The organism is Pseudomonadaceae bacterium SI-3, assembly GCA_004010935.1.
Lineage (GTDB): Bacteria > Pseudomonadota > Gammaproteobacteria > Pseudomonadales > Pseudomonadaceae > Stutzerimonas.
Genome location: CP026511.1, coordinates 4,099,236 through 4,118,973, shown reverse-complemented (window position 1 = coordinate 4,118,973; position 19,738 = coordinate 4,099,236). Strand labels below are relative to the sequence as shown.

Here is a 19,738-nt window from a genome sequence, read left to right as displayed (position 1 = left end):
GTGAGTTGTTCATGAACGATATTTTCAAAGCCGGCGCCGACGATGTCGAGATCATCCAGCGCGAGCGCTGCTTCAGTGGGTTCTACAATCTTGACCGGTTTCGTCTTCGCCATCGTCTGTTTCGAGGCGGCATGGGCGCTGAGATCGAGCGCGAGCTGTTCGTGAGGCACGATGCAGTCTGCGTGCTGCCTTACGATCCGCAACGCGACGAGGTGGTACTGGTCGAGCAATTTCGTGTCGGCGCCATGGCCCATGGAGACAACCCCTGGCTGGTGGAGACGGTTGCCGGCCTGATTGATAAAGACGAGCAGCCTGAAGAGGTGGCGCGCCGAGAGTCGATCGAGGAAGCAGGCCTGGAGCTCGGCGAGCTTTGGCCGGTGTCTGTTTACTATCCGTCCCCAGGGGGCAGCACCGAGCGCATCCATCTCTACGTTGGCCGCTGCAGCAGTGTCGGTGCGGGCGGTGTATTCGGGCTGGAAGAAGAGGGGGAAGATATCCGTGCCGCTGTGTGGTCTCTTGATAGTGCATTGGAGGCGCTGCGCGACGGCCGGATTGATAACGCGGCTACGATCATTGCCCTGCAGTGGCTGGCCTTGAACCGCGGCGAGATCAGGGAGGCGTGGATATGAGGCGAACCCGCGAGCGATACCGCGTCGATCTGTTGGAGTTGCAGGCTGCCTGCGAGGCGAACTACATGCGTCTGATGCGCTTGCTGCCTGCGATGCGCAGCCACCCGGATACACGTCGGATCGCCATGAGTCAGGGCGACCGGCTGCTTGGCGTGCTGGTGTTGACAGTGACCGAGAGCTGCCCCTACACCACTACCGTCCACATCAGTCAGCAAGACTGTCTACCTTGGTTACCAGTGCCGCAGATGGACGTGCGGGTCTATCACGATGCGCGTATGGCCGAGGTGATCGGCGCCGAGAATGCTCGGCGCTTCCGCGGCATTTACAGCTATCCCAACGCGCAGATGCATCAGCCTGACGAGAAGAATCAGCTCAATCTGTTCCTTGGAGAATGGCTCGGCCACTGCCTGGCCTGTGGCCATGAGCTGGAGTCTGTGCTTTAAGCGAAGCAGTGCGCGTCTGAATGGATGCTGGCGTTGTGCTATGCATCGATGATGCTCCCAAGCGGTTCTGTGATGCATGCCCGCATCGCGCGGTTTACCCCTGCAACTCCCAGCCACCATAATTCTTATGCGATTTCGCCAAAGGAGACGGGTCTTGGCTGCTGCGCCGCTCACTGTTGAAAACGACTCGGTATTGCTCGTACAACTGACCGATAGCCACCTGTTCGCCGAATCAGGCGGCAAGCTGTTGGGCATGGATACGGCTGAGAGTCTGCAGCGTGTCGTCGATCTGGTTCTCGATGAGCAGCCTCGTATCGACCTGATGTTGGCGACAGGTGATCTTTCTCAGGACGGCTCACTTGCCTCCTATAAGCGGTTTCGCCAGTTGTCCGAGCGTATCGATGCGCCGGTGCGCTGGTGCCCGGGCAACCATGATGAATTGACCTCGATGCAAGAGGCCGTCCGTGGCAGCGAAATGATGATGCCTGTGCTTGATATCGGTGCATGGCGGGTCGTCATGCTCGATACGCTGGTGCCGGGCGCGGTCTTCGGCATGCTGCGTGAGGATCAATTGGACTTGCTGGAGCGAACCCTGCAGCAGTCACCGGAACGGCCTCACCTAGTCTGCCTGCATCATCACCCCGTTTCGATTGGCAGTCGCTGGATGGACAGCATTGGATTGCACAACCGTGAGGCGCTGTTCGAAGTGCTGGACCGTTTCAGCTGCGTCAAAGCGTTGCTCTGGGGGCATATTCACCAGGCATTCGATAGCGAGCGTCGTGGTGTTCGCTTGCTAGCCACGCCGTCGACAGGGGTGCAGTTCACGCCCGGCAGCGAGGACTTCCAAGTCGATACACTCGCACCAGGCTACCGTTGGCTGCGGCTGTATGCCGACGGCAAGCTCGAGACAGGTGTGTCGCGAGTGGTCGGCACCGACTTCGTAGTCGACTACAGCGTCAAAGGGTATTGATAGTTCAAAGCCCTAAGTCATTTGGCGCTGACTTAACACCAGACTCATTTGTTTGCCGGGCGGCCTCCCGCTTCCCTGGCAGCTTGCAGCTTGCGCGCCTCGCCTAGTAGCCTTCCCATCCTTTGTCAGCCCAGCGAATCAGCATGACCCGCGACCAGCCCACCATTCTCTATATGCATGGCCTCAACAGTTCACCGCTGTCGCAAAAGGCCAGCCAGTTGACGGCGGCGCTGAGTCGCCTGGGCCTGACCGCCTCGCTGCAGGTGCCGGCGCTGCATCATCACCCCCGTCAGGCGATTGCGCAGCTCGAGAAGGCTATCGCCGAGTTGGGGCGGCCCCTGCTGGTCGGCAGCTCCCTCGGCGGATACTATGCAACCCATCTCGCCGAACGCTACGGGCTGAAGGCCCTGCTGATCAATCCGGCCGTGACGCCTCATTGCCGTTTCGATGGCTACCTCGGGCCTCAGACCAACCTCTATAGCGGTGAGGTCTGGGAGCTGACTGAAGACCATGTCACGGCGCTAGCTGAGCTGGAAGTGCCGTCGCCGCAAGATGCCGAACGCTATCAGGTCTGGTTGCAGACAGGCGACGAGACGCTGGATTACCGCCATGCGGCCGATTTCTATAGGGGCTGTGCCGTGCGCATCCAAGCCGGCGGTGATCACGGTTTCCAGGGATTCTCCGAGCGGCTTCCTGCCTTGCTGGCGTTTGCCGGCTTCGATCCGGTGCTGTTTGCAGACGTCGATTTTTCCGATCTATAAGGACATCACGAGACGCACATGTCTTATACCGCCGAAGCCATTGAAGTCCTCTCCGGCCTGGATCCGGTGCGCAAGCGACCAGGCATGTACACCGACACCTCGAGGCCCAACCACCTCGCCCAGGAAGTCATCGACAACAGTGTCGATGAAGCCTTGGCGGGCCACGCCAGCTCGGTCCAGGTGATTCTGCACCAGGATAATTCGCTACAGGTGATCGACGATGGTCGTGGCATGCCGGTGGACATCCATCCGGAAGAGGGGGTTTCGGGTGTCGAACTGATCCTCACCAAGCTGCACGCCGGCGGCAAGTTCTCGAACAAGAACTATCAGTTTTCCGGCGGTTTGCACGGCGTCGGTATTTCCGTGGTTAACGCGTTGTCGACCCGTGTCGAGGTGACCGTCAAGCGTGAGGGCAGCGAGTACCGCATGGCGTTCGCCGATGGCTTCAAGGCTAGTGAGCTGGACATCATCGGAACCGTTGGCAAGCGCAACACCGGCACCAGCGTGCATTTCTGGGCCGATCCCAAGTATTTCGACTCGCCGAAGTTTTCCATCAGCCGGCTCAAGCATGTGCTCAAGGCCAAGGCCGTGCTTTGTCCGGGACTGAATGTCAGCTTCGAGGATAAGAGCACCGGTGAGAAGACCGAATGGCACTACGAAGACGGCCTGCGCTCGTATCTCGTCGACGCCGTCAGCGAGTTCGCTCGGTTACCTGACGAGCCCTTCTGCGGCAGTCTGGCTGGCAGCAAGGAGGCAGTCGACTGGGCCTTGCTGTGGCTACCGGAAGGCGGTGACAGTGTCCAGGAAAGCTACGTCAACCTGATCCCCACCGCGCAAGGCGGCACCCACGTCAACGGCCTGCGCCAGGGGCTGCTGGATGCCATGCGCGAATTCTGCGAGTTTCGAAATCTTCTGCCGCGCGGCGTCAAGCTCGCGCCAGAGGACGTCTGGGAGCGGATCGCATTCGTGCTCTCGACGAAGATGCAGGAGCCGCAGTTTTCTGGTCAGACCAAAGAACGTCTGTCGTCGCGCGAGGCCGCTGCGTTTGTTTCTGGCGTGGTCAAGGATGCCTTCAGTCTCTGGCTCAACGCCCATCCCGAGCTGGGCTTGCAGCTGGCCGAGCTGGCTATCAGTAACGCCGGACGACGGCTCAAGGCAAGCAAGAAGGTCGAGCGCAAGCGTGTCACCCAGGGACCGGCACTGCCCGGCAAACTGGCCGACTGTGCCGGGCAGGATCCGGCGCGCTCCGAGTTGTTCCTAGTCGAGGGTGATTCCGCCGGCGGTTCCGCCAAGCAGGCGCGCGACAAGGAGTTTCAGGCAATCATGCCGTTGCGCGGCAAGATCCTGAATACCTGGGAGGTCGACGGCGGTGAGGTGCTGGCCAGTCAGGAGGTGCACGACATCGCCGTGGCCATCGGGGTCGATCCGGGCGCGGCCGACATCTCCCAGCTGCGCTACGGCAAGATTTGCATCCTCGCTGATGCTGACTCGGACGGTCTGCATATCGCTACGCTGCTCTGCGCGCTATTCGTTCGTCATTTCCGCCCGCTAGTGGATGCTGGTCATGTCTATGTGGCCATGCCGCCGCTGTACCGCATCGATCTCGGCAAGGATATTTTTTATGCGCTCGACGAAGCCGAGCGTGACGGCATCCTGGATCGCCTGCTGGCGGAAAAGCGCCGCGGCAAGCCGCAGGTAACGCGCTTCAAGGGTTTGGGTGAGATGAACCCGCCTCAGCTGCGAGAAACCACCATGGACCCTAACACCCGCCGGCTGGTGCAGTTGACGCTGGATGATTTCGACGGCACGCGCGAAATCATGGACATGCTGTTGGCCAAGAAGCGCGCAGGTGACCGCAAAAGCTGGCTGGAGTCCAAGGGCAATCTTGCGGAGGTGCTGCTTTGAGTGCTCGCTGGATGGCGCTGCTGGTCGCGCTGGCAGTGCCGTTTTCGGCAGCCGCCGCGCCCGAACTGACAATGGTCAGCGAGCATCCCGTCGAAGGGATCGCTGCGGGTAATCTCTCCGGGCTGGCCTGGTGCGGTGATGCGCTCTGGGCGGTATCCGACCGAGAGGACAATGTGCTGTACCGCCTCGACGCCAGCGATACCGTCTGGCAGGCCGAGGCCGAGCGTTTCGAGTTGCCTCCGGTGCCGAATACTGGGCTGTCGTGGGGTGTACGTGTGCGCTCCGCCTTCACTGGCATGTTGCGCGGTGGAGAGATGGATTTCGAAGGCCTGAGCTGCGACAGCCTGGGCAATCGCTACCTGGTCAGCGAAGCGCATGCGGCGGTGCTACGGGTCAGTCCGGCAGGCACTGCCGAGTGGCTCAGCTTGCCTGTTGCGGTGGTGCGTCAAGCGCGGGCCAGCGGAATGCTGCTCAAGTTCAACGCCATGTTCGAAGGCGTGGCGGTCGATCCTGGCGCCGATCGGCTGTGGCTGGCGGCAGAGCACAGTCGCCGAGGTCTGATGGTGACCCATCGCAATCAGAACAGCTGGCGCTGTACCGGTGGCTGCGTATTGATGGTCGGCGGCGGACGCGATCCAACACCGTCCGCGATGGATGAAGCCACCCAGCCGCGGCGTTTTTCCGGGCTCACGTTTCATAGCGATAAATTGTTCACGCTCGAGCCGGTGGCGCATCAGATCTGTCGCCGCAAGTTGGAAAACGGGGAGCGTGAGGCATGTTGGTCCTACGCGGACACGGCGATGGCTGACCCGCGCCGCTACGACACCCCGTATGGCAATGCCGAAGCACTCTGGGTCGATGCGGAAGGTGCATGGGTCGGGATCGACAACAATGAGCTTACCCGTGCAGATGGCGAAAAGCGTCCCGTCGTCTGGCGCTTTGCCGCGCCCAAGGGTGGGTGGAGTGCCAAGCAGTGAGCCAGCCTGCCGGGCGTCGCGCCGGGCGCATCATGCTGGTCTTGGCGTGGGGGGCGGGGCTGTTTCTGGCCACGCAGTTTTTCTCTGATTGGGAGCTGAGCCGTTTCAACCCCAATCGCGAGCCGGTGTCGGTCATCCAAGGCGAACAGATCGAGGTACACCTGGATAGCAACCCGCAGGGGCATTTTGTGGCCGATGGCCGAATCAATGGCGAGACAGTGACCTTTCTATTGGATACCGGCGCCACCGATGTTGCAGTTCCCGCCAAAGTGGGCGACCGCCTCGGCCTGCCTCGCGGTGCTCCGGTGATGCTGCAGACCGCCAATGGGCAGACCACCGGTTACCGCACCGTGCTGGACAGCCTGGCCCTTGGCGACATCCGGCTGCACGACGTACGTGCCATCGTGGCGCCCGGCTTTGGCGGTGAGCAGATATTGCTCGGCATGAGCGCCCTGAAACAACTCGAATTCACCCAGCGCGCCGGCACCCTGGTGCTGCGCCAACACGCCACGGATCGACCATGAGTGAAACTATCGACCTGAGCCTGGACGGCGTGGAGCGTCGCTCCCTTGCCGACTTCACCGAGCAGGCCTACCTGAATTATTCGATGTACGTGATCATGGATCGCGCACTGCCTCATATCGGTGACGGACTCAAGCCGGTGCAGCGGCGCATCATCTATGCGATGAGCGAGCTGGGGCTGAACGCCGATTCGAAGCACAAGAAGTCGGCGCGTACTGTGGGTGACGTGCTCGGCAAGTTCCACCCTCACGGTGACTCTGCATGCTATGAGGCGATGGTGCTGATGGCCCAGCCGTTCAGCTATCGCTACACGCTGGTCGACGGTCAGGGTAACTGGGGCGCGCCGGACGATCCCAAGTCGTTTGCCGCCATGCGTTACACCGAAGCACGGCTGTCCCGCTACTCCGAAGTGTTGCTGACCGAGCTCGGGCAGGGGACCGTGGAGTGGGTGCCTAATTTCGACGGCACCCTAAACGAGCCGGCAACCTTGCCTGCGCGTCTGCCCAACCTGCTGCTCAATGGCACCACAGGAATTGCCGTCGGCATGGCGACGGACGTACCGCCGCACAACCTGCGCGAAGTGGCCACCGCCTGCGTGCGTTTGCTGGATGATCCGAAGACCACTGTCGAAGAGCTCTGCGAACATGTGCAGGGGCCGGACTACCCGACCGAGGCGGAGATCATCACGCCGCGTGCTGACCTGTTGAAAATTTACGAAACCGGCCGCGGTTCGGTGCGCATGCGAGCGGTTTATCGCGTCGAGGACGGCGATATCGTGGTCACCTCGCTGCCGCATCAGGTGTCCGGCTCCAAGGTTCTGGAGCAGATTGCCGCACAGATGCAGGCGAAGAAACTGCCGATGGTGGCCGACCTGCGCGATGAATCGGATCACGAGAACCCGTGCCGGATCGTCATCATCCCACGCTCCAATCGGGTCGATGCCGACGAGCTGATGCAGCATTTGTTCGCCACCACCGAGCTGGAATCCAGCTACCGGGTCAACACCAACGTCATCGGCCTCGATGGCCGACCGCAGGTGAAAAATCTCAAGGTGCTGCTCAGCGAGTGGCTGACCTATCGCATCGGTACCGTGCGCCGTCGCCTGCAGTTCCGCCTGGACAAGGTCGAACGGCGCTTGCATCTGTTGGAAGGTTTGCTGGTCGCCTTTCTCAACCTCGACGAGGTGATCCACATCATCCGGACCGAGGATCAGCCCAAGCCTGTCTTGATGGCACGCTTCGAACTGTCCGAGCTACAGGCCGACTACATCCTCGACACCCGCCTGCGCCAGTTGGCTAGGCTGGAGGAAATGAAGATCCGCGGCGAGCAGGACGAGTTGGCCAAGGAGCGCGAGAAGCTGCTGGCACTGCTCGGCAGCGAAGCCAAGCTGAAAAAGCTGGTGCGCAAGGAGCTGATCGCCGACGCCGAGACCTACGGCGATGACCGTCGCTCGCCCATTGTTGCGCGAGCCGAAGCCCGCGCGCTGTCGGAAAATGAACTGCTGCCCGCCGAGCCCGTCACCGTGGTGATCTCGGAGAAGGGTTGGGCACGCTGCGCCAAGGGGCACGATATCGACGCCACCGGGCTGTCGTACAAGGCGGGTGATGGCTTCAAGGCCGCCGCAGCAGGCCGTTCCAATCAGTACGCTGTGTTCATCGACTCGACCGGGCGCAGCTATTCGCTCCCGGCCCATTCGCTGCCCTCGGCGCGCGGCCAGGGCGAGCCGTTGACAGGCCGCCTGACGCCGCCACCCGGAGCCGGTTTCGAATGCGTCCTGTTGCCGGATGACGAGTCGCTGTACGTGATCGCGTCGGATGCTGGCTATGGTTTCGTGGTTAAAGGTGAGGATCTGCAAGCTAAGAACAAGGCAGGCAAGGCACTGGTGTCGCTACCGGCCGGTGCGCGAGTCGTCGCGCCGCGGCCGTTGAAAAGCCGCGACCAGGATTGGCTGGCCGCCGTCACGACCGAAGGGCGTTTGCTGGTATTTCCGGTTCGAGACCTGCCACAGCTGGGCAAGGGCAAAGGCAACAAGATCATCGGTATTCCGGGTGATCGGGTCGCCAGCCGCGAGGAGTATCTGACAGATCTCGCTGTGCTGCCGGAAGGGGGCACGCTGGTCTTGCAGGCTGGCAAACGTACCCTTTCACTGAAGAGTGATGACCTGGAACACTATAAGGGCGAGCGCGGGCGGCGGGGCAACAAGCTGCCGCGCGGCTTCCAGCGAGTGGACGCGCTGCTGGTCGAGTAAGTTGCTTGGCCGGAGAAGTCGTAGAGGCTGGCTTCTGCTGGGCGTTTCGCGGAAGATAGCGGCCTTCCGATTTCTCCGATTTTGCAAGGCGGCGCCGGCAATTTCCGACCACGTCGCCAGCTAAAGACAATCAGCACGGTGGCTGACAGTAAACGATGGCAGTGGCGCAGACAGGCGCCAGCCGCCTTTCGCGTCGCCCAAGCCCAGTGCAAAGGTAGAGATGAACGTGCAACGCTTCACAACTGTTTTGCTACTTGCCTGTGCCAGCCTGGCCGGCTGTGTCACCCAGCCTGTGCCAATGTATCGACTTGACAACGGCAACGTGGAAATGCCAGCGCAAGCAGCAGATGGCGCGGCAGTTCTGCTAGGGCCGATCAAGTTGGCCGATTATCTGCAGCACGATGTCTTGCTGCAGCGGCTGCCGGACGGCAGCCTGGCCGCAGACGGCCAGCAGGCGCGCTGGGCTGGAAGTTTACAAGGCGACATCAGTCAACTGCTGTTGCGCCAGTTGGCCTCGCGTTTGAAGACTCAGAGCCTGGAGCTGAGCCCTGGCAGCAAGGGCTTCACCCCTGAGGTACAGATCGAACTCGAGATCACCCGCCTGGACTCCGGCCCTCAGCATCCTGCTGTGCTGGAGGCTCAGTGGCGCCTGTTGGACGGGCAGGGTAAGCGCAAGAGCAGCCGGCTGGTTCGCTTGCAAGAGGTGCATCAAGGCAGCGCAACCGATCAGGTGCGGGCGCAGAGCCTGCTCCTGCGACGACTTAGCGAGATGATGGCAGGCGCGGTTGAGCCGATGACGGTGGCCAAGGCGCGCACCAAACACAGCGTCAACAAAGCGCCGAGCAAGCCCGCCGCACCGGCAATCCCGGCGGTGGAGCCGATCAGGACCGATCTGGAAGTGTTTCGCTTCTAGACGATTTGCTAAAGCGTCTGTTTGCACACCCTTGCGCTGACCGGGGCGTTTCCTAGTGGCAGCGCGCGGTGCCCACAATTCGAAGATCTTTCGCGGGTAGGGCCGCTAATGCGTATTGCCGGACCGGCATGGCTGAAGCTTGCATGTCCGTTGACCGCGGCTGCCTCGAGCCACTGGGCAGCTGGCCGGCAATGGGCCCGCCGACACAACGCGGGTGCCGACCACTGCTGTCAGATACGGACTCACGGCCGCGAAGCGGGCCCGAATTGTGATCGCTGGTGTCAGCTGATGCGGTTGCGCAGCTCGTGCATGCGAGCGAGCTGGCGCTCCAATAGTGACGGGTAAGGCTCGAGCAATCGCTCGACGCAACAGGCGCCTTCTGGGCTCGCAATGGGACGGATACGCGCACGCTGGCGAATCAGGCTGTCTTCGCCAATCCCTCGTTCGACCAACAACAGGTTGCGGCTGTGTTGAGACATGGCGAGCGCTGCTTGCGCGGGCTCGCTCAGAAGAAGGTCGCCCTGGCTAAGGTCGTACAGTCCTTCACCCTGGGTCAATCCAAGCTGCAGCTGTAGCGTGATACCGCTATCGGCCACTTCGATCTGCAACGCGTGCCCAAGCGCGCGCATCAGTTCGCCACAGCAGAGCGCGTGGGTCAGGTAGTTCTGCTCATCGTCCTGGCTGTGAAACAACATCAGGCTGCTGCCATCGTTGAGCGTATGCAGTTCGGCCTGATACAAGGTCGCTGCCTGCTGCAGGCAGTCACTATAGCGCTGCAGGAGCTCGGTAAGCCGCGCGCGTGGCAGACGGCGCAATTGCTCTTGGGCGCCGAGCTGAATCGCCAGCACGCCACTTTTGCCTGAGATGGCTGGGGCTGCGGGAATGATCGTTGCCGGAGCTTGGGCAGGCGCAGGCTGCGGTTTGGGCTCATCGAATGGAGGGTCGTCGTCGAAGTCGTCGTCGAACGACTCATCGGTAGCATGATCGTCGGTCGCCAGACTCTCAGCCGATTCGTCGAGATGGTCCTGAAGATCCACGTCGGAACGGTCGTACTCTTTGACCGCAGCCGGGGCAGGCACCTCGAAATGTGCCGAATAGAGATCCTGCATGCTGTCGTCCAGCTCGATTTCCGGCTCTGGCTTTTCTGGCACCAGGCGTGCCTGCAGCTGCCGCGCCAATTCACCAATTTCATCTTGCCGGCCTGCGCCAGGCGCTGGGTCATCGGGGTCGCGCAACCACAGGCGCAACTGCATCAGGGGTAGGGACAGCTGCCGGCCCAGGCGCATGCTGAGCGTCAGGGTTAGCGCTAGCAGGATTAGACTGAGCAACCCCATGCTTTGCAGGCTGATCGTCATTGGCTGCTGGAACTGCTGCATGTCGAGGCTGATGCGCAGATGTCCGGCGATCACCTCCTGAAAACTGATGGGAGTGGAATAGAGGCCTTCCTCGTCGCCCAACAGACTTCGCTGCGGGCGGGTACCCGACTCCGCCAGCACGCGGTTGTCGACACTGTAGATCGCCGCGTGCGCCACCAGCGGGTTCTTCACCAGGTTGCTTAGCAGGACATTGAGGCTAAGGATATCGTTGGCCACCAGCAGATCCGTCGCCGAGGCGGCCGTCTGGGTTATCAGGCTTTGGCCAAGGGCATCGGCCTGCTGTTCCATCGCATGCTTGAATTGCATGCCCATGACCCAGGCGTAGATGATCAAGGCCAGCGCGACGAGCAGCAGTGTGTGGCTGGCTACCCGCAGAACCAGCGGAACACGACGCTGGCGCAATGCACGATAGATGAGCAGGAAGAAATTGTCGGGCTTGACGGATGCGGGCCGGTTCACAGAGCGCGGCTCTACTCTTTAGGAAAGTGGCGCGCAGTATACGGAAAGCGCTGTGGGGGCTAAAGGTCGCTCGGTCAAAGCAGACGAATTGCAGACGCGCCAAAAGCAAATGTGGATTGGAGACTGGTGCGTCGCTGCAGCGTTCAGCGGCCGTCATGCTGATATAGAATGCCCGTCTTCTTTGCATAGGAGCTACGCCTTGCGCGAAATCGTCCTGATTAACATCACTGGGGAAGACCGCCCTGGGCTGACCGCGGCAATCACCGGCGTACTCGCTCAAGGTGGTGTGAATATCCTGGATATCGGTCAGGCCGTGATCCACGACACCCTGTCGTTTGGCATTTTGGTGGAAATACCTGATACCGAACGTGCTTCTTCTGTACTCAAGGATGTGCTGTTCATGGGTTACAAACATGATCAGCAGGTGCGCTTCACACCCGTCGCGGAGGCGGATTACCAGCAGTGGGTGGCCGGGCAGGGTAAGCCCCGGCACATTGTTACCCTTTTGACCCGTAAGGTGACTGCCGAGCAGTTGCAGCGAGTCAGCTCGATCACCGCCAAGTACGGCCTGAACATCGACCACATAGACCGTCTTTCGGGCCGCCAGCCACTGGACATGCCGGAAGAGCTGGGCAAGGGTTGCATCGAATTTTCGGTTCGCGGCGAGCCTGCCGATACCGCAGCGCTGCGCGCTGAGTTTCTCAGCGTGGCGCAGGAGCTCAACGTCGACATCGCTTTTCAGCGTGACTCGGTTTTCCGTCGCAATCGCCGGCTGGCGGTGTTCGACATGGACTCGACGCTGATCGAGGCGGAAGTCATCGACGAGTTGGCCAAGGTGGCAGGCGTTGGCGATCAGGTTTCGGAGATCACCGAACGCGCGATGCGCGGCGAGCTGGACTTTCGCGCGAGCTTCCGGGAGCGCCTGGCATTGCTCGAAGGCCTAGAGGAGCGCGCATTGGCAGAGGTGGGCGCCCGGCTCAGGCTCACTGAAGGCGCTGAGCTGCTTTTCGCCGAGCTAAAACGCCTCGGCTACAAGACAGCCATCCTGTCAGGTGGCTTCACCTATTTTGCAAAACAGCTGCAAGCCAGACTGGGCATCGATTACGTCTACGCCAATGAGCTGGAGATTGTCGATGGCAAGCTCACCGGTGTCGCTCAGGAGCCCATTGTCGACGCACAGCGCAAGGCCGATCTGCTCCGCGAGCTGGCTGAGCGGGAAGGTTTGAGGCTGGAGCAGACCATCGCCGTTGGCGACGGCGCCAATGACCTGCCGATGCTTGGATTGGCGGGGTTGGGTGTCGCCTTTCGCGCCAAACCACTGGTCAAACAGTCGGCCAAGCAGGCGATCTCGACACTGGGGCTGGACGGGATTCTCTACCTGCTTGGCTACCGGGACCGTGAAGGAACGGAATAAACAGCCTGGAAGCTGAGCGGTTGAGGCTTTAGCTTCCAGCTAAGGCTTGCCTTATGGCTTTATCGCCACTTTGAGCACCCCGTCGCGCTGATTGGCGAACAGCTCATAGGCGCTGGTGATGTCGTCGAGGGCATAGTGATGGGTCACCAAAGGGGCAAGGTCTACCCGTCCCGAGGCCACCACGTTCAGCAACCGCCGCATCCGTTCCTTCCCTCCTGGACACAGCGAGGTGACGATCTTGTGGTCGCCGAGACCGGCATGGAAGGCACCAAGCGGAATGGTGAGGTCGGCCGAATACACGCCCAGGCTAGACAACGTGCCGCCAGGCTTGAGCACGCGTAAGGCGCTCTCGAAGGTGGACTGTTGCCCTAGTGCTTCGATGGAGGCGTCTACGCCCCTGCCACCGGTGAGCCGGAGAATTTCCTCGACTACATCCGTTTGTTTGAAATTCAACGTCACGTCAGCACCCATTTGCCGTGCAATGTCCAGGCGCGCATCGACACCGTCGACGGCGATGATCATCCCGGCACCCCGCAGGCGTGCCCCGGCGGTGGCACAGAGACCGATCGGTCCCTGGGCGAAGATGGCCACTATGTCGCCGATTTTGATCCTGGCGGCTTCGGCGCCGGCGAATCCGGTGGACATGATGTCGGGGCACATCAGTACCTGCTCGTCGGTTAGCCCGTCGGGGACCGGCGCCAGGTTGCCCTGAGCATCCGGGACCAGTACGTACTCGGCCTGGGTGCCGTCGATGGTATTGCCGAATCGCCAGCCGCCCATCGGCTTGTAGCCGTGGCAAGCACAGCCGCCGTCCTGAGAGGAAAGGCCGTCCTGGCTGGCATAGGAGGAGAAGTTTGGACAAATCGCACCGGCGATGACGCGCTGGCCTTCCCGGTAGCCCTGTACGTTGCTGCCTAGCTTCTCTATCACGCCCACGGGTTCGTGGCCGATGGTCAGGCCGGCGGCAACGGGATACTCGCCCTTGAGAATATGCACATCGGTGCCGCAGATGGTCGTGGTGGTGATACGCACCAGTGCGTCGTTGGGGCCGACGTCGGGGATAGGTTTGTCAACAAGCTCGATTCGGCCGGGTTCGACGAACGCGGCGGCTCTCATCATGGTCATGACGCATCCCTCGCAGGCTAGGTCAGAACACTCTAGTCCAACCCTGGCGGTCGGAGCTGACAGAGATCAAGGCCTGCGGCGCCGCGCGGGTGTCGACGTGGTCTTTTCGCCGTGGCGATTCGGCCGACCGATGGAGCCACGGCTGCTGGGGATCAATCTTCGTCGGAGGAAAAGTTGTAATCCATCGACTGGCTCGGGCCCTGCAGGTACTGGCCCTGGATATAGCCGACACCCGCCTGCCAGAGCGTGGCCAGGACGGTGGCGCTGTCTACGAAGGGCACAATGGTCTGCTTGGCCTGTTCATGGAGCTGTGCCAGGAGCTGTTTGAGCGCTTCCTGATTCTCCTGGCGGCTCAGGTCCTGGGTATAGGAGCCATCGATCTTCACGAAATCGGCGTTGAGGTGCTTGAGCGTATTGAGCGGATTCAGCACACAGCCGAACTGGTTCAAGGCGACGCGGCAGCCGAGCCCGGCAAGCCCCTGGGTGAGCGCCTTGGCCTGCCTCAGGTAAGCGACGGCGTCGTTTTCGTCAAGTTGGAAAACCAGCGAATCGGGCGGTAGCTTGGAAGCCTTGAGTGCGACGCCAAGCCAGCCAAGAAGTGATGGGTCCTGCAGGCTGGGTCCTGACAGGTGAACCATCAGCCTCGTGCTGTGGCCCTTGTTACGGTGTTCGGCGAGCAGTTTGATCGAGTTAAGCAGTACCCAGCGATCAATCTTGGTGGCCAATCCTGCCTCTTTAGCGGCATCGAGAAACTCTCCCGGCGGAACCTCGGTGCCCTCTGGGTCGAGCAGACGCAATAACACTTCGTAGTGTTCGTGGCTATCGCCGCGGAGGCTGATGATCGGTTGGAACAGCAGGCGGAAGCTGTTCTTTTCCAGCGCCTGTTGCAGCATGGCGAGCACGTTGCCGCGGCTAGCGGCGGCTGCAAGTTCGCGGGCCGGATCGTAGGTTCTCAGGGCGTTGCCATCGGTCAGCTCTTCGGCGCAGCGGTGGGCGCGGTCAATCACGTCCCGAGCTTTCGCAGTCTGTTCGTCGAGGGCGGCGACCCCGATACTCAGGCTGGTCTGAATGGTGCGGCCGCCGACATCGAAAAGATGCCCTTCGACCTTGCGTAGCAACTCGGTCAGGGGCTGTTCGAGTTGCTTTGGCGTGGCCTCTGCCATGAGTACCGCGAACGCATCGTCACTGAAGCGTGCCAGTTCCGCCTGCTCCGTAAACTGCGCGCGAAGCAGCTGCGCCAATTCGGCCAGCAAGCGATCCGAATCGCCCAGGCCAATCTCGGCTTGCAGGCTGGCGAAACGATCGATGCGGATGTAGGCGAGGCTCGAACTCTTTCCGGCGTTTACGGCGCGCTCGACCGCGCCGTCTAGCGACTCAAGGAAATGGTTGCGGTTGTAGAGTCCCGTCACTAGATCCTGACTGCTTATTTCTCGTAGCTTTTCCAGTTCCGCATTGTCGCTTTCTGCACGGATGACTGCTTGAATGCAGGGTTCACCATCGTAGCTGGCTGGTGAGAAATGCATGCTTGCCTTGAAGCTGCTGCCGTCGGCGCGAACACCGCCGCAAGCGAGCTCGGCACTGCCGTGGAGACTTTGATAGTTCTTCAGAAAATTCTTGAATGCGCCCTGATCGACAGAGGCAACCAGGTCGATCATCGGCACGCATTCCAGTTCTTCTACATCTTCATAGCCGAAGAGTTCGAGATAAGCCCGGTTCGCATAAATATGCATGCCGTCGTGGACGTAGGCGATAGCGTCTACGGAGCTATCCAACAGAAGCTGGCAGCGCTTCTCGGCTTCGCGCAACGCCACCTCGGAGGAGCGACGCGCGCGACGCTCCTCAAGGTTCCCCAATTCGCGATTGGCAACAAGTATCAGCCATTCATCTTCGCCCTGCGGTAGCGCTCCATGAGCGCCCAGCGCGAGTGCTTCAGTGATTGCATCGGCGTCGTTGCCTTCTATCAGCTGAATGATCGGAATATCCTTGGCTTGCTTGCGGATGGCTGTGATGGTTTCGCTAGGATCGAGGTTGACGCTGGACGGCGCATTGATCAGAAGATCCCAGGTCTGCTGCAGTGCATCGGCTAAGTCTTCGCTGGAGGTCAAGCGATGAACGCGCGTCGCCTGGCCCGCGTTACGAAACAGGCTGACCAGTCGCTCAGCTTCATTCTGCGAATCCTCGAGGATCAGCAGGCGGATGGTTTTCTTTTGCGGGGCCATGGCTGCAGCTTTAGAACGCGCCGTAGAGGGGCGTGAAGGCTAAAAAACGGTGATCGGCAATCTACAGCGTGTTCCAGAGCGAGTCAAAATCTTCACCCCGTGAAGTCGCCTGGGTGCCCCGCGCTGTGATCGGCGTCTCCTGGGGGGAGGCGGTGAGGCCCACCAGCTGATACTCGAACTGGTTATAGCTGCTGGTGCCCGCCTGCCGGCGACAGAGCATCGCGCGGTGCTCGTCACCGTTCTGGTTGATCTGCACTTTCTGGCCTTCTTGGAAGGGCAAACGGGGGACGATCAGCGTAGCCGGACGCGAGACCACGCTGATTTCCGGCAGGAGCAGGGCGCGCAGATATTCGCTGCCCTGATCGGTTTTGCGCAGCAGGCGAAGCCCGCAAGGCTGTGCTTGGGGCGCGATGAGTTCAACGCCCATCTGCGGCCCGCTGCCGCGGACCTGACGGACCCAGCGCACCACTGCGACGCTCCAGGTCTGGCTGGTGGCGTCCTGCAGGCCGAGCAGCTCGCCAGCCTGGAGTTGGGCCGGGACCTCGCCCGGCCAGGACAGGCAGTAACCGCCTGGGCTCTGGTCGACCCTTTGCACTTCGAATGTTGAAAATGGGCTATCGGCTTTAGGTTGTGCGGCCTCGTCTTCCTCGATCGCCTTGGACGGTGCGGTAACCGGGCGGACGAACTCAATGTGGTCCTCTTCTGGAAGTCGCTCCTCTTCAACGACCACCTGGGCGTCGAACGCCACGGACCAGACGTCAGGTGCGGCATTGTTCAGCTTGAACACAGCTGATCGAGTCGCGTCAGGGCGTTTCAGCAGCTCGCCGAACGGGCGCTGGCCTGCCAGGTAGTAATGCAATGCGCTCATGCCGATGCACAGGGTCATCGACCCTTTTGTCGGGGCGCGTTGAAAGCTGCGCTCGGAGATGTCACCCCAGGCGGCAATCAAATGCTGCAATAGGTCCGGATTCAACCCTTCGGGGATGGCGAGCGTTTTATTCTCGGTGGCTGGCAACTGCAGGTGCGACTGGATGGCTTTGACCAGAGCATGCGGGTCAATGCCGAGCAGATCGGAGCGTTCGTTGGCGGGAAACATCGATCGATAGCGCGGTGGACCATCGATGCGTGGGGACACGCCGAACAGGCTGGTCGGCCCCAACCCAGCCTGCAGCTGGACCAAGGCGCTCCAGGGTTCGAGCAGTTGTGCGAGTTGGCCGATACCTTGCTGCCGCATCTGGTTGCAGCGGGCGCTGCCCAGCATCAGCGCAACGATGTAGCTCTGTTCCGTACTGAGGCCGGGAACCTGATAGCACAATTCGTCCTGCACGAGGGTGCGGTGTATGCCTTGGGCGACGGCTATTGCGTACAGCTGATGCAGCTCCAGCCACAGGCCATCAGGCGTCGGGCTGTAGAGCTGGGTGGAGCGCACGAGCATTGCGCAAAGGCTGCGGATGGCCCGCTGCAGGGCAATGGTGAGCAACTGCAGGCGGTCACGTCCAGTCTGTGGGGCCAGCTCGGCGGAGATCAATTTGTAGCCAATCGCGAGATGGTTGTGCAGTGCTTGGCACAGGCTAGCCACCTTGCGCGGGCGTTCGCCGAGCACGATAGGCTGGTTGATGAAGTAGCGTTCCAGTTCCCGGCAGACGAAATGGATCTCTGGTCGCAGCAACTCGAGCAGCTGCAATCGGTTGGCCGCGGTCGTGCGAAGCTGATTGAGCTCGCGCATGGCCTGGTATAGCTGTCGCGCGGTCTCGCCGAGGTTCGCCTTAGGCAGGCCGGAAAGCCAGCGTTTGACGCCGCGCACGTTGGGTTCGCAGAAGGATAACTCCTGGCAATTCGGCGTCGACACACGCAACAGTAATGGCTGGCTCTGGTTATCCAAGCGATAAACTCCGTGGCATGCCTGCAGCCGTACCACCAACGGCGGTGGTGAACTGGGGAGGCCCGCCACGCCGTGATATCAATATGCAATCGTTGCAAGCAATCATAGCGAACCCGGAGCAATTGGCCAGCGTCCGCCGACCATTGGCGGTGTCAGACCTGAGGTGAGACCGGTGGCGGCGCCACGATGTCACCCTCCGACTTCGCCTGGCCCAGCCCTTCCCCCATGCGGACCGGCGTCAAGGCCCCCAAGTGTTCAGCCCAGCTGACCCGGTCCGGTCCAAACAGCAGGATCACAGTGGAGCCGAGCTTGAAGCGGCCCATTTCCGCCCCTTTCTCCAGCCGTATGGGTGCCCGCGCTGCTTCGTCATAGTGAAAGGTCTTGAGCGAGCGCTTGGGCGGCGTAACCAATCCGGCCCACACGGTCTCGATGCTGGCGACGATCATGGCGCCGACTAATACCATGGCCATTGGCCCGTGTTCGGTATCGAACAGGCAGACCACCCGCTCATTGCGAGCGAACAACTCCGGGACGCCTTCAGCGGTGACGGTGTTCACCGAGAAGATGCGGCCCGGTATGTAAACCATCTCCCGCAGGGTGCCGGTCAGCGGCATATGCACCCGATGATAGTCCTTGGGCGATAGGTATACGGTGGCGAAGTCTCCACCCATGAAGGGCGCGGCACGTTGGTGATCGCCGCCGAGCAGTTCCATCACGCTGTAGGTGTGACCCTTGGCTTGAAAGATCCGCCCTTGCTCGATCTTGCCGAGCTGGCTGATGGCGCCATCGCAGGGGTTGAGGACCGCAGCGGGTGTCGGATCAAGTGGGCGAGCGCCGTCTTTCAAAGCGCGGGTGAAGAAGGCATTGAAATGTTCGAAAGCAGTCGGCTCTTCGATCTGAGCTTCGTGCATCGGCACGCCAAAATGACGAATGAACGCCTTGATGAACGTGTTTTTCACCCAGGGCAGGCGGCACTCGGCGAGACAGCCGGCGAGGCGCGAAATCAGATGATGTGGCAGCAGATACTGGCTTAATACAAACAAGCGATCTTTCATGGATAACCTTTTCATTGCTGGATCGGGGTGTCGGGTAGATTGCCCCATTCGCCCCAGGAGCCAGGGTATCCCTTGACGCGCGGATAGCCCAATGCCTTGGCCAGCAGGTAGGTGAAGCCGGAGCGATGATGCGTCTGGCAGTGGGTGACAATTTCTTTGTCGGCGGTGATGCCGAGCGCTTCCAGCCGTTCAGCGATGTCTTCGCGGATGCGCATGGCGCGTGCCGGGTCCATGGCTGCGGTCCACTCGAAGTTGATTGCGCCGGGGATATGCCCCGCGCGCGCTGCGAGCACTTTCTCGCCGCGATACTCTTCCGGCGAGCGCGCATCCCAGATCACCAGGTCGGCGGCACCGAGCCGGCTTTCGAGATACTCGCGGGTCGCGCTAGGGGTTTCGTCCAACTGTAGGGGGACCGGGCCGCCTGCAGCGACAGGGCTGTCTTGCGACAGGGGGCGCTGTTCTGCCAGCCAGGCGTGCAACCCGCCGTTCAGGTAGTGGTAATTGGAATGGCCGATGACATCAAGCAGCCAGATGAATCGGCCGGCCCAGCCGCCCCCTTCGTCGTCGTACACCACATAGACAGCGTCGGCACGATGCCCCAACGCGCCAAATAGTGCTTCCAGCTGAGGTTTGCCGGGCAGTTGCCCCGGCGCCGGTGGTTGGCCGAGCTGAGTCTGCTTGGGATCGACGAAGCGAGCGCCAGGCACGTGGCCCTCGGCGTAGCGGGCCGCACTGGTCAAGTCGACCAGAATCAGCTCGGGAGCATTCAAGCGCTCGGCCAGATCGGCCGGTTCGATTACCAGCGGCAGGGTGGAAAAGGCGGACACGGCAAGCCTCGAG

16 protein-coding genes are annotated in these 19,738 nt (G+C 61.3%); 10 read left to right on the top strand and 6 right to left on the bottom strand.

Features of this window, described 5'->3' with window-relative positions:
* Positions 1–11: 11 nt before the first annotated feature.
* The 9 genes from C1896_19300 (at position 12) to C1896_19260 (ending at position 9,368) form a co-directional block, all read left to right on the top strand.
* On the top strand, positions 12–629 hold the full coding sequence (locus tag C1896_19300; protein ID AZZ46875.1) for an ADP-ribose diphosphatase: 618 nt from the start codon (positions 12–14) through the stop codon (positions 627–629).
* The gene (locus tag C1896_19295) at positions 626–1,072 is read left to right on the top strand and encodes a DUF1249 domain-containing protein (GenBank protein AZZ46874.1); all 447 of its coding nucleotides are present in this window, start codon (positions 626–628) and stop codon (positions 1,070–1,072) included. Before C1896_19300 ends, C1896_19295 begins: the two co-directional genes overlap by 4 nt.
* A gap of 154 nt (positions 1,073–1,226) precedes the next feature.
* On the top strand, positions 1,227–2,042 hold the full coding sequence (locus C1896_19290) for a 3',5'-cyclic-AMP phosphodiesterase (GenBank protein ID AZZ46873.1): 816 nt from the start codon (positions 1,227–1,229) through the stop codon (positions 2,040–2,042).
* A 143-nt stretch (positions 2,043–2,185) separates the two neighbouring features.
* Entirely contained in the window at positions 2,186–2,803 is a 618-nt protein-coding gene (locus C1896_19285) for an esterase (GenBank protein AZZ46872.1), read from the top strand.
* A gap of 18 nt (positions 2,804–2,821) precedes the next feature.
* On the top strand, positions 2,822–4,708 hold the full coding sequence (gene parE / locus C1896_19280; protein AZZ46871.1) for a DNA topoisomerase IV subunit B: 1,887 nt from the start codon (positions 2,822–2,824) through the stop codon (positions 4,706–4,708).
* A complete protein-coding gene (locus tag C1896_19275) occupies positions 4,705–5,685 on the top strand; it encodes a DNA topoisomerase IV (GenBank protein ID AZZ46870.1) in 981 nt (326 codons plus the stop codon). The genes parE and C1896_19275 overlap by 4 nt, the downstream gene beginning before the upstream one ends.
* The gene (locus tag C1896_19270; GenBank protein ID AZZ46869.1) at positions 5,682–6,209 is read left to right on the top strand and encodes a TIGR02281 family clan AA aspartic protease; all 528 of its coding nucleotides are present in this window, start codon (positions 5,682–5,684) and stop codon (positions 6,207–6,209) included. Before C1896_19275 ends, C1896_19270 begins: the two co-directional genes overlap by 4 nt.
* On the top strand, positions 6,206–8,455 hold the full coding sequence (gene parC, locus C1896_19265; protein ID AZZ46868.1) for a DNA topoisomerase IV subunit A: 2,250 nt from the start codon (positions 6,206–6,208) through the stop codon (positions 8,453–8,455). Before C1896_19270 ends, parC begins: the two co-directional genes overlap by 4 nt.
* Positions 8,456–8,675: 220 nt before the next feature.
* The gene (locus C1896_19260) at positions 8,676–9,368 is read left to right on the top strand and encodes a hypothetical protein (protein ID AZZ46867.1); all 693 of its coding nucleotides are present in this window, start codon (positions 8,676–8,678) and stop codon (positions 9,366–9,368) included.
* A 281-nt stretch (positions 9,369–9,649) separates the two neighbouring features.
* Here the strand turns inward: C1896_19260 and C1896_19255 are convergent, their stop codons facing one another.
* A complete protein-coding gene (locus tag C1896_19255) occupies positions 9,650–11,203 on the bottom strand; it encodes a histidine kinase (protein AZZ46866.1) in 1,554 nt (517 codons plus the stop codon).
* Between the two features lie 199 nt (positions 11,204–11,402).
* Here C1896_19255 and serB point away from each other — a divergent pair, with 199 nt between their 5' ends.
* A complete protein-coding gene (gene serB / locus C1896_19250) occupies positions 11,403–12,617 on the top strand; it encodes a phosphoserine phosphatase SerB (GenBank protein AZZ46865.1) in 1,215 nt (404 codons plus the stop codon).
* A 51-nt stretch (positions 12,618–12,668) separates the two neighbouring features.
* Here the strand turns inward: serB and C1896_19245 are convergent, their stop codons facing one another.
* The 5 genes from C1896_19245 to C1896_19225 all read right to left on the bottom strand — a co-directional run bounded on the left by C1896_19245 (position 12,669) and on the right by C1896_19225 (position 19,725).
* Positions 12,669–13,742, bottom strand: coding sequence for an alcohol dehydrogenase (locus C1896_19245; protein ID AZZ46864.1), 1,074 nt, complete (start codon positions 13,740–13,742; stop codon positions 12,669–12,671).
* Positions 13,743–13,894: 152 nt separating this feature from the next.
* A complete protein-coding gene (locus tag C1896_19240) occupies positions 13,895–15,961 on the bottom strand; it encodes a ferrous iron transporter C (protein ID AZZ46863.1) in 2,067 nt (688 codons plus the stop codon).
* A 61-nt stretch (positions 15,962–16,022) separates the two neighbouring features.
* A complete protein-coding gene (locus C1896_19235; protein ID AZZ46862.1) occupies positions 16,023–17,843 on the bottom strand; it encodes a molecular chaperone in 1,821 nt (606 codons plus the stop codon).
* A gap of 152 nt (positions 17,844–17,995) precedes the next feature.
* A complete protein-coding gene (psd, locus tag C1896_19230; GenBank protein AZZ46861.1) occupies positions 17,996–18,898 on the bottom strand; it encodes a phosphatidylserine decarboxylase in 903 nt (300 codons plus the stop codon).
* 11 nt (positions 18,899–18,909) lie between these two features.
* Positions 18,910–19,725, bottom strand: a complete 816-nt coding sequence (locus C1896_19225; GenBank protein ID AZZ46860.1) for a sulfurtransferase — start codon at positions 19,723–19,725, stop codon at positions 18,910–18,912.
* Positions 19,726–19,738 lie beyond the last annotated feature (13 nt).

Excerpts from the sequence above, each read along its gene's own strand:
- C1896_19295 (AZZ46874.1), top strand. The coding sequence starts at position 626 with ATGAGGCGAACCCGCGAGCGATACCGCGTCGATCTGTTGGAGTTGCAG.
- C1896_19240 (AZZ46863.1), bottom strand. The coding sequence starts at position 15,961 with ATGGCCCCGCAAAAGAAAACCATCCGCCTGCTGATCCTCGAGGATTCG.
- C1896_19245 (AZZ46864.1), bottom strand. The coding sequence starts at position 13,742 with ATGACCATGATGAGAGCCGCCGCGTTCGTCGAACCCGGCCGAATCGAG.
- psd (AZZ46861.1), bottom strand. The coding sequence starts at position 18,898 with ATGAAAGATCGCTTGTTTGTATTAAGCCAGTATCTGCTGCCACATCAT.
- C1896_19260 (AZZ46867.1), top strand. The coding sequence starts at position 8,676 with ATGAACGTGCAACGCTTCACAACTGTTTTGCTACTTGCCTGTGCCAGC.
- C1896_19285 (AZZ46872.1), top strand. The coding sequence starts at position 2,186 with ATGACCCGCGACCAGCCCACCATTCTCTATATGCATGGCCTCAACAGT.
- parE (AZZ46871.1), top strand. The coding sequence starts at position 2,822 with ATGTCTTATACCGCCGAAGCCATTGAAGTCCTCTCCGGCCTGGATCCG.
- C1896_19300 (AZZ46875.1), top strand. The coding sequence starts at position 12 with ATGAACGATATTTTCAAAGCCGGCGCCGACGATGTCGAGATCATCCAG.
- parC (AZZ46868.1), top strand. The coding sequence starts at position 6,206 with ATGAGTGAAACTATCGACCTGAGCCTGGACGGCGTGGAGCGTCGCTCC.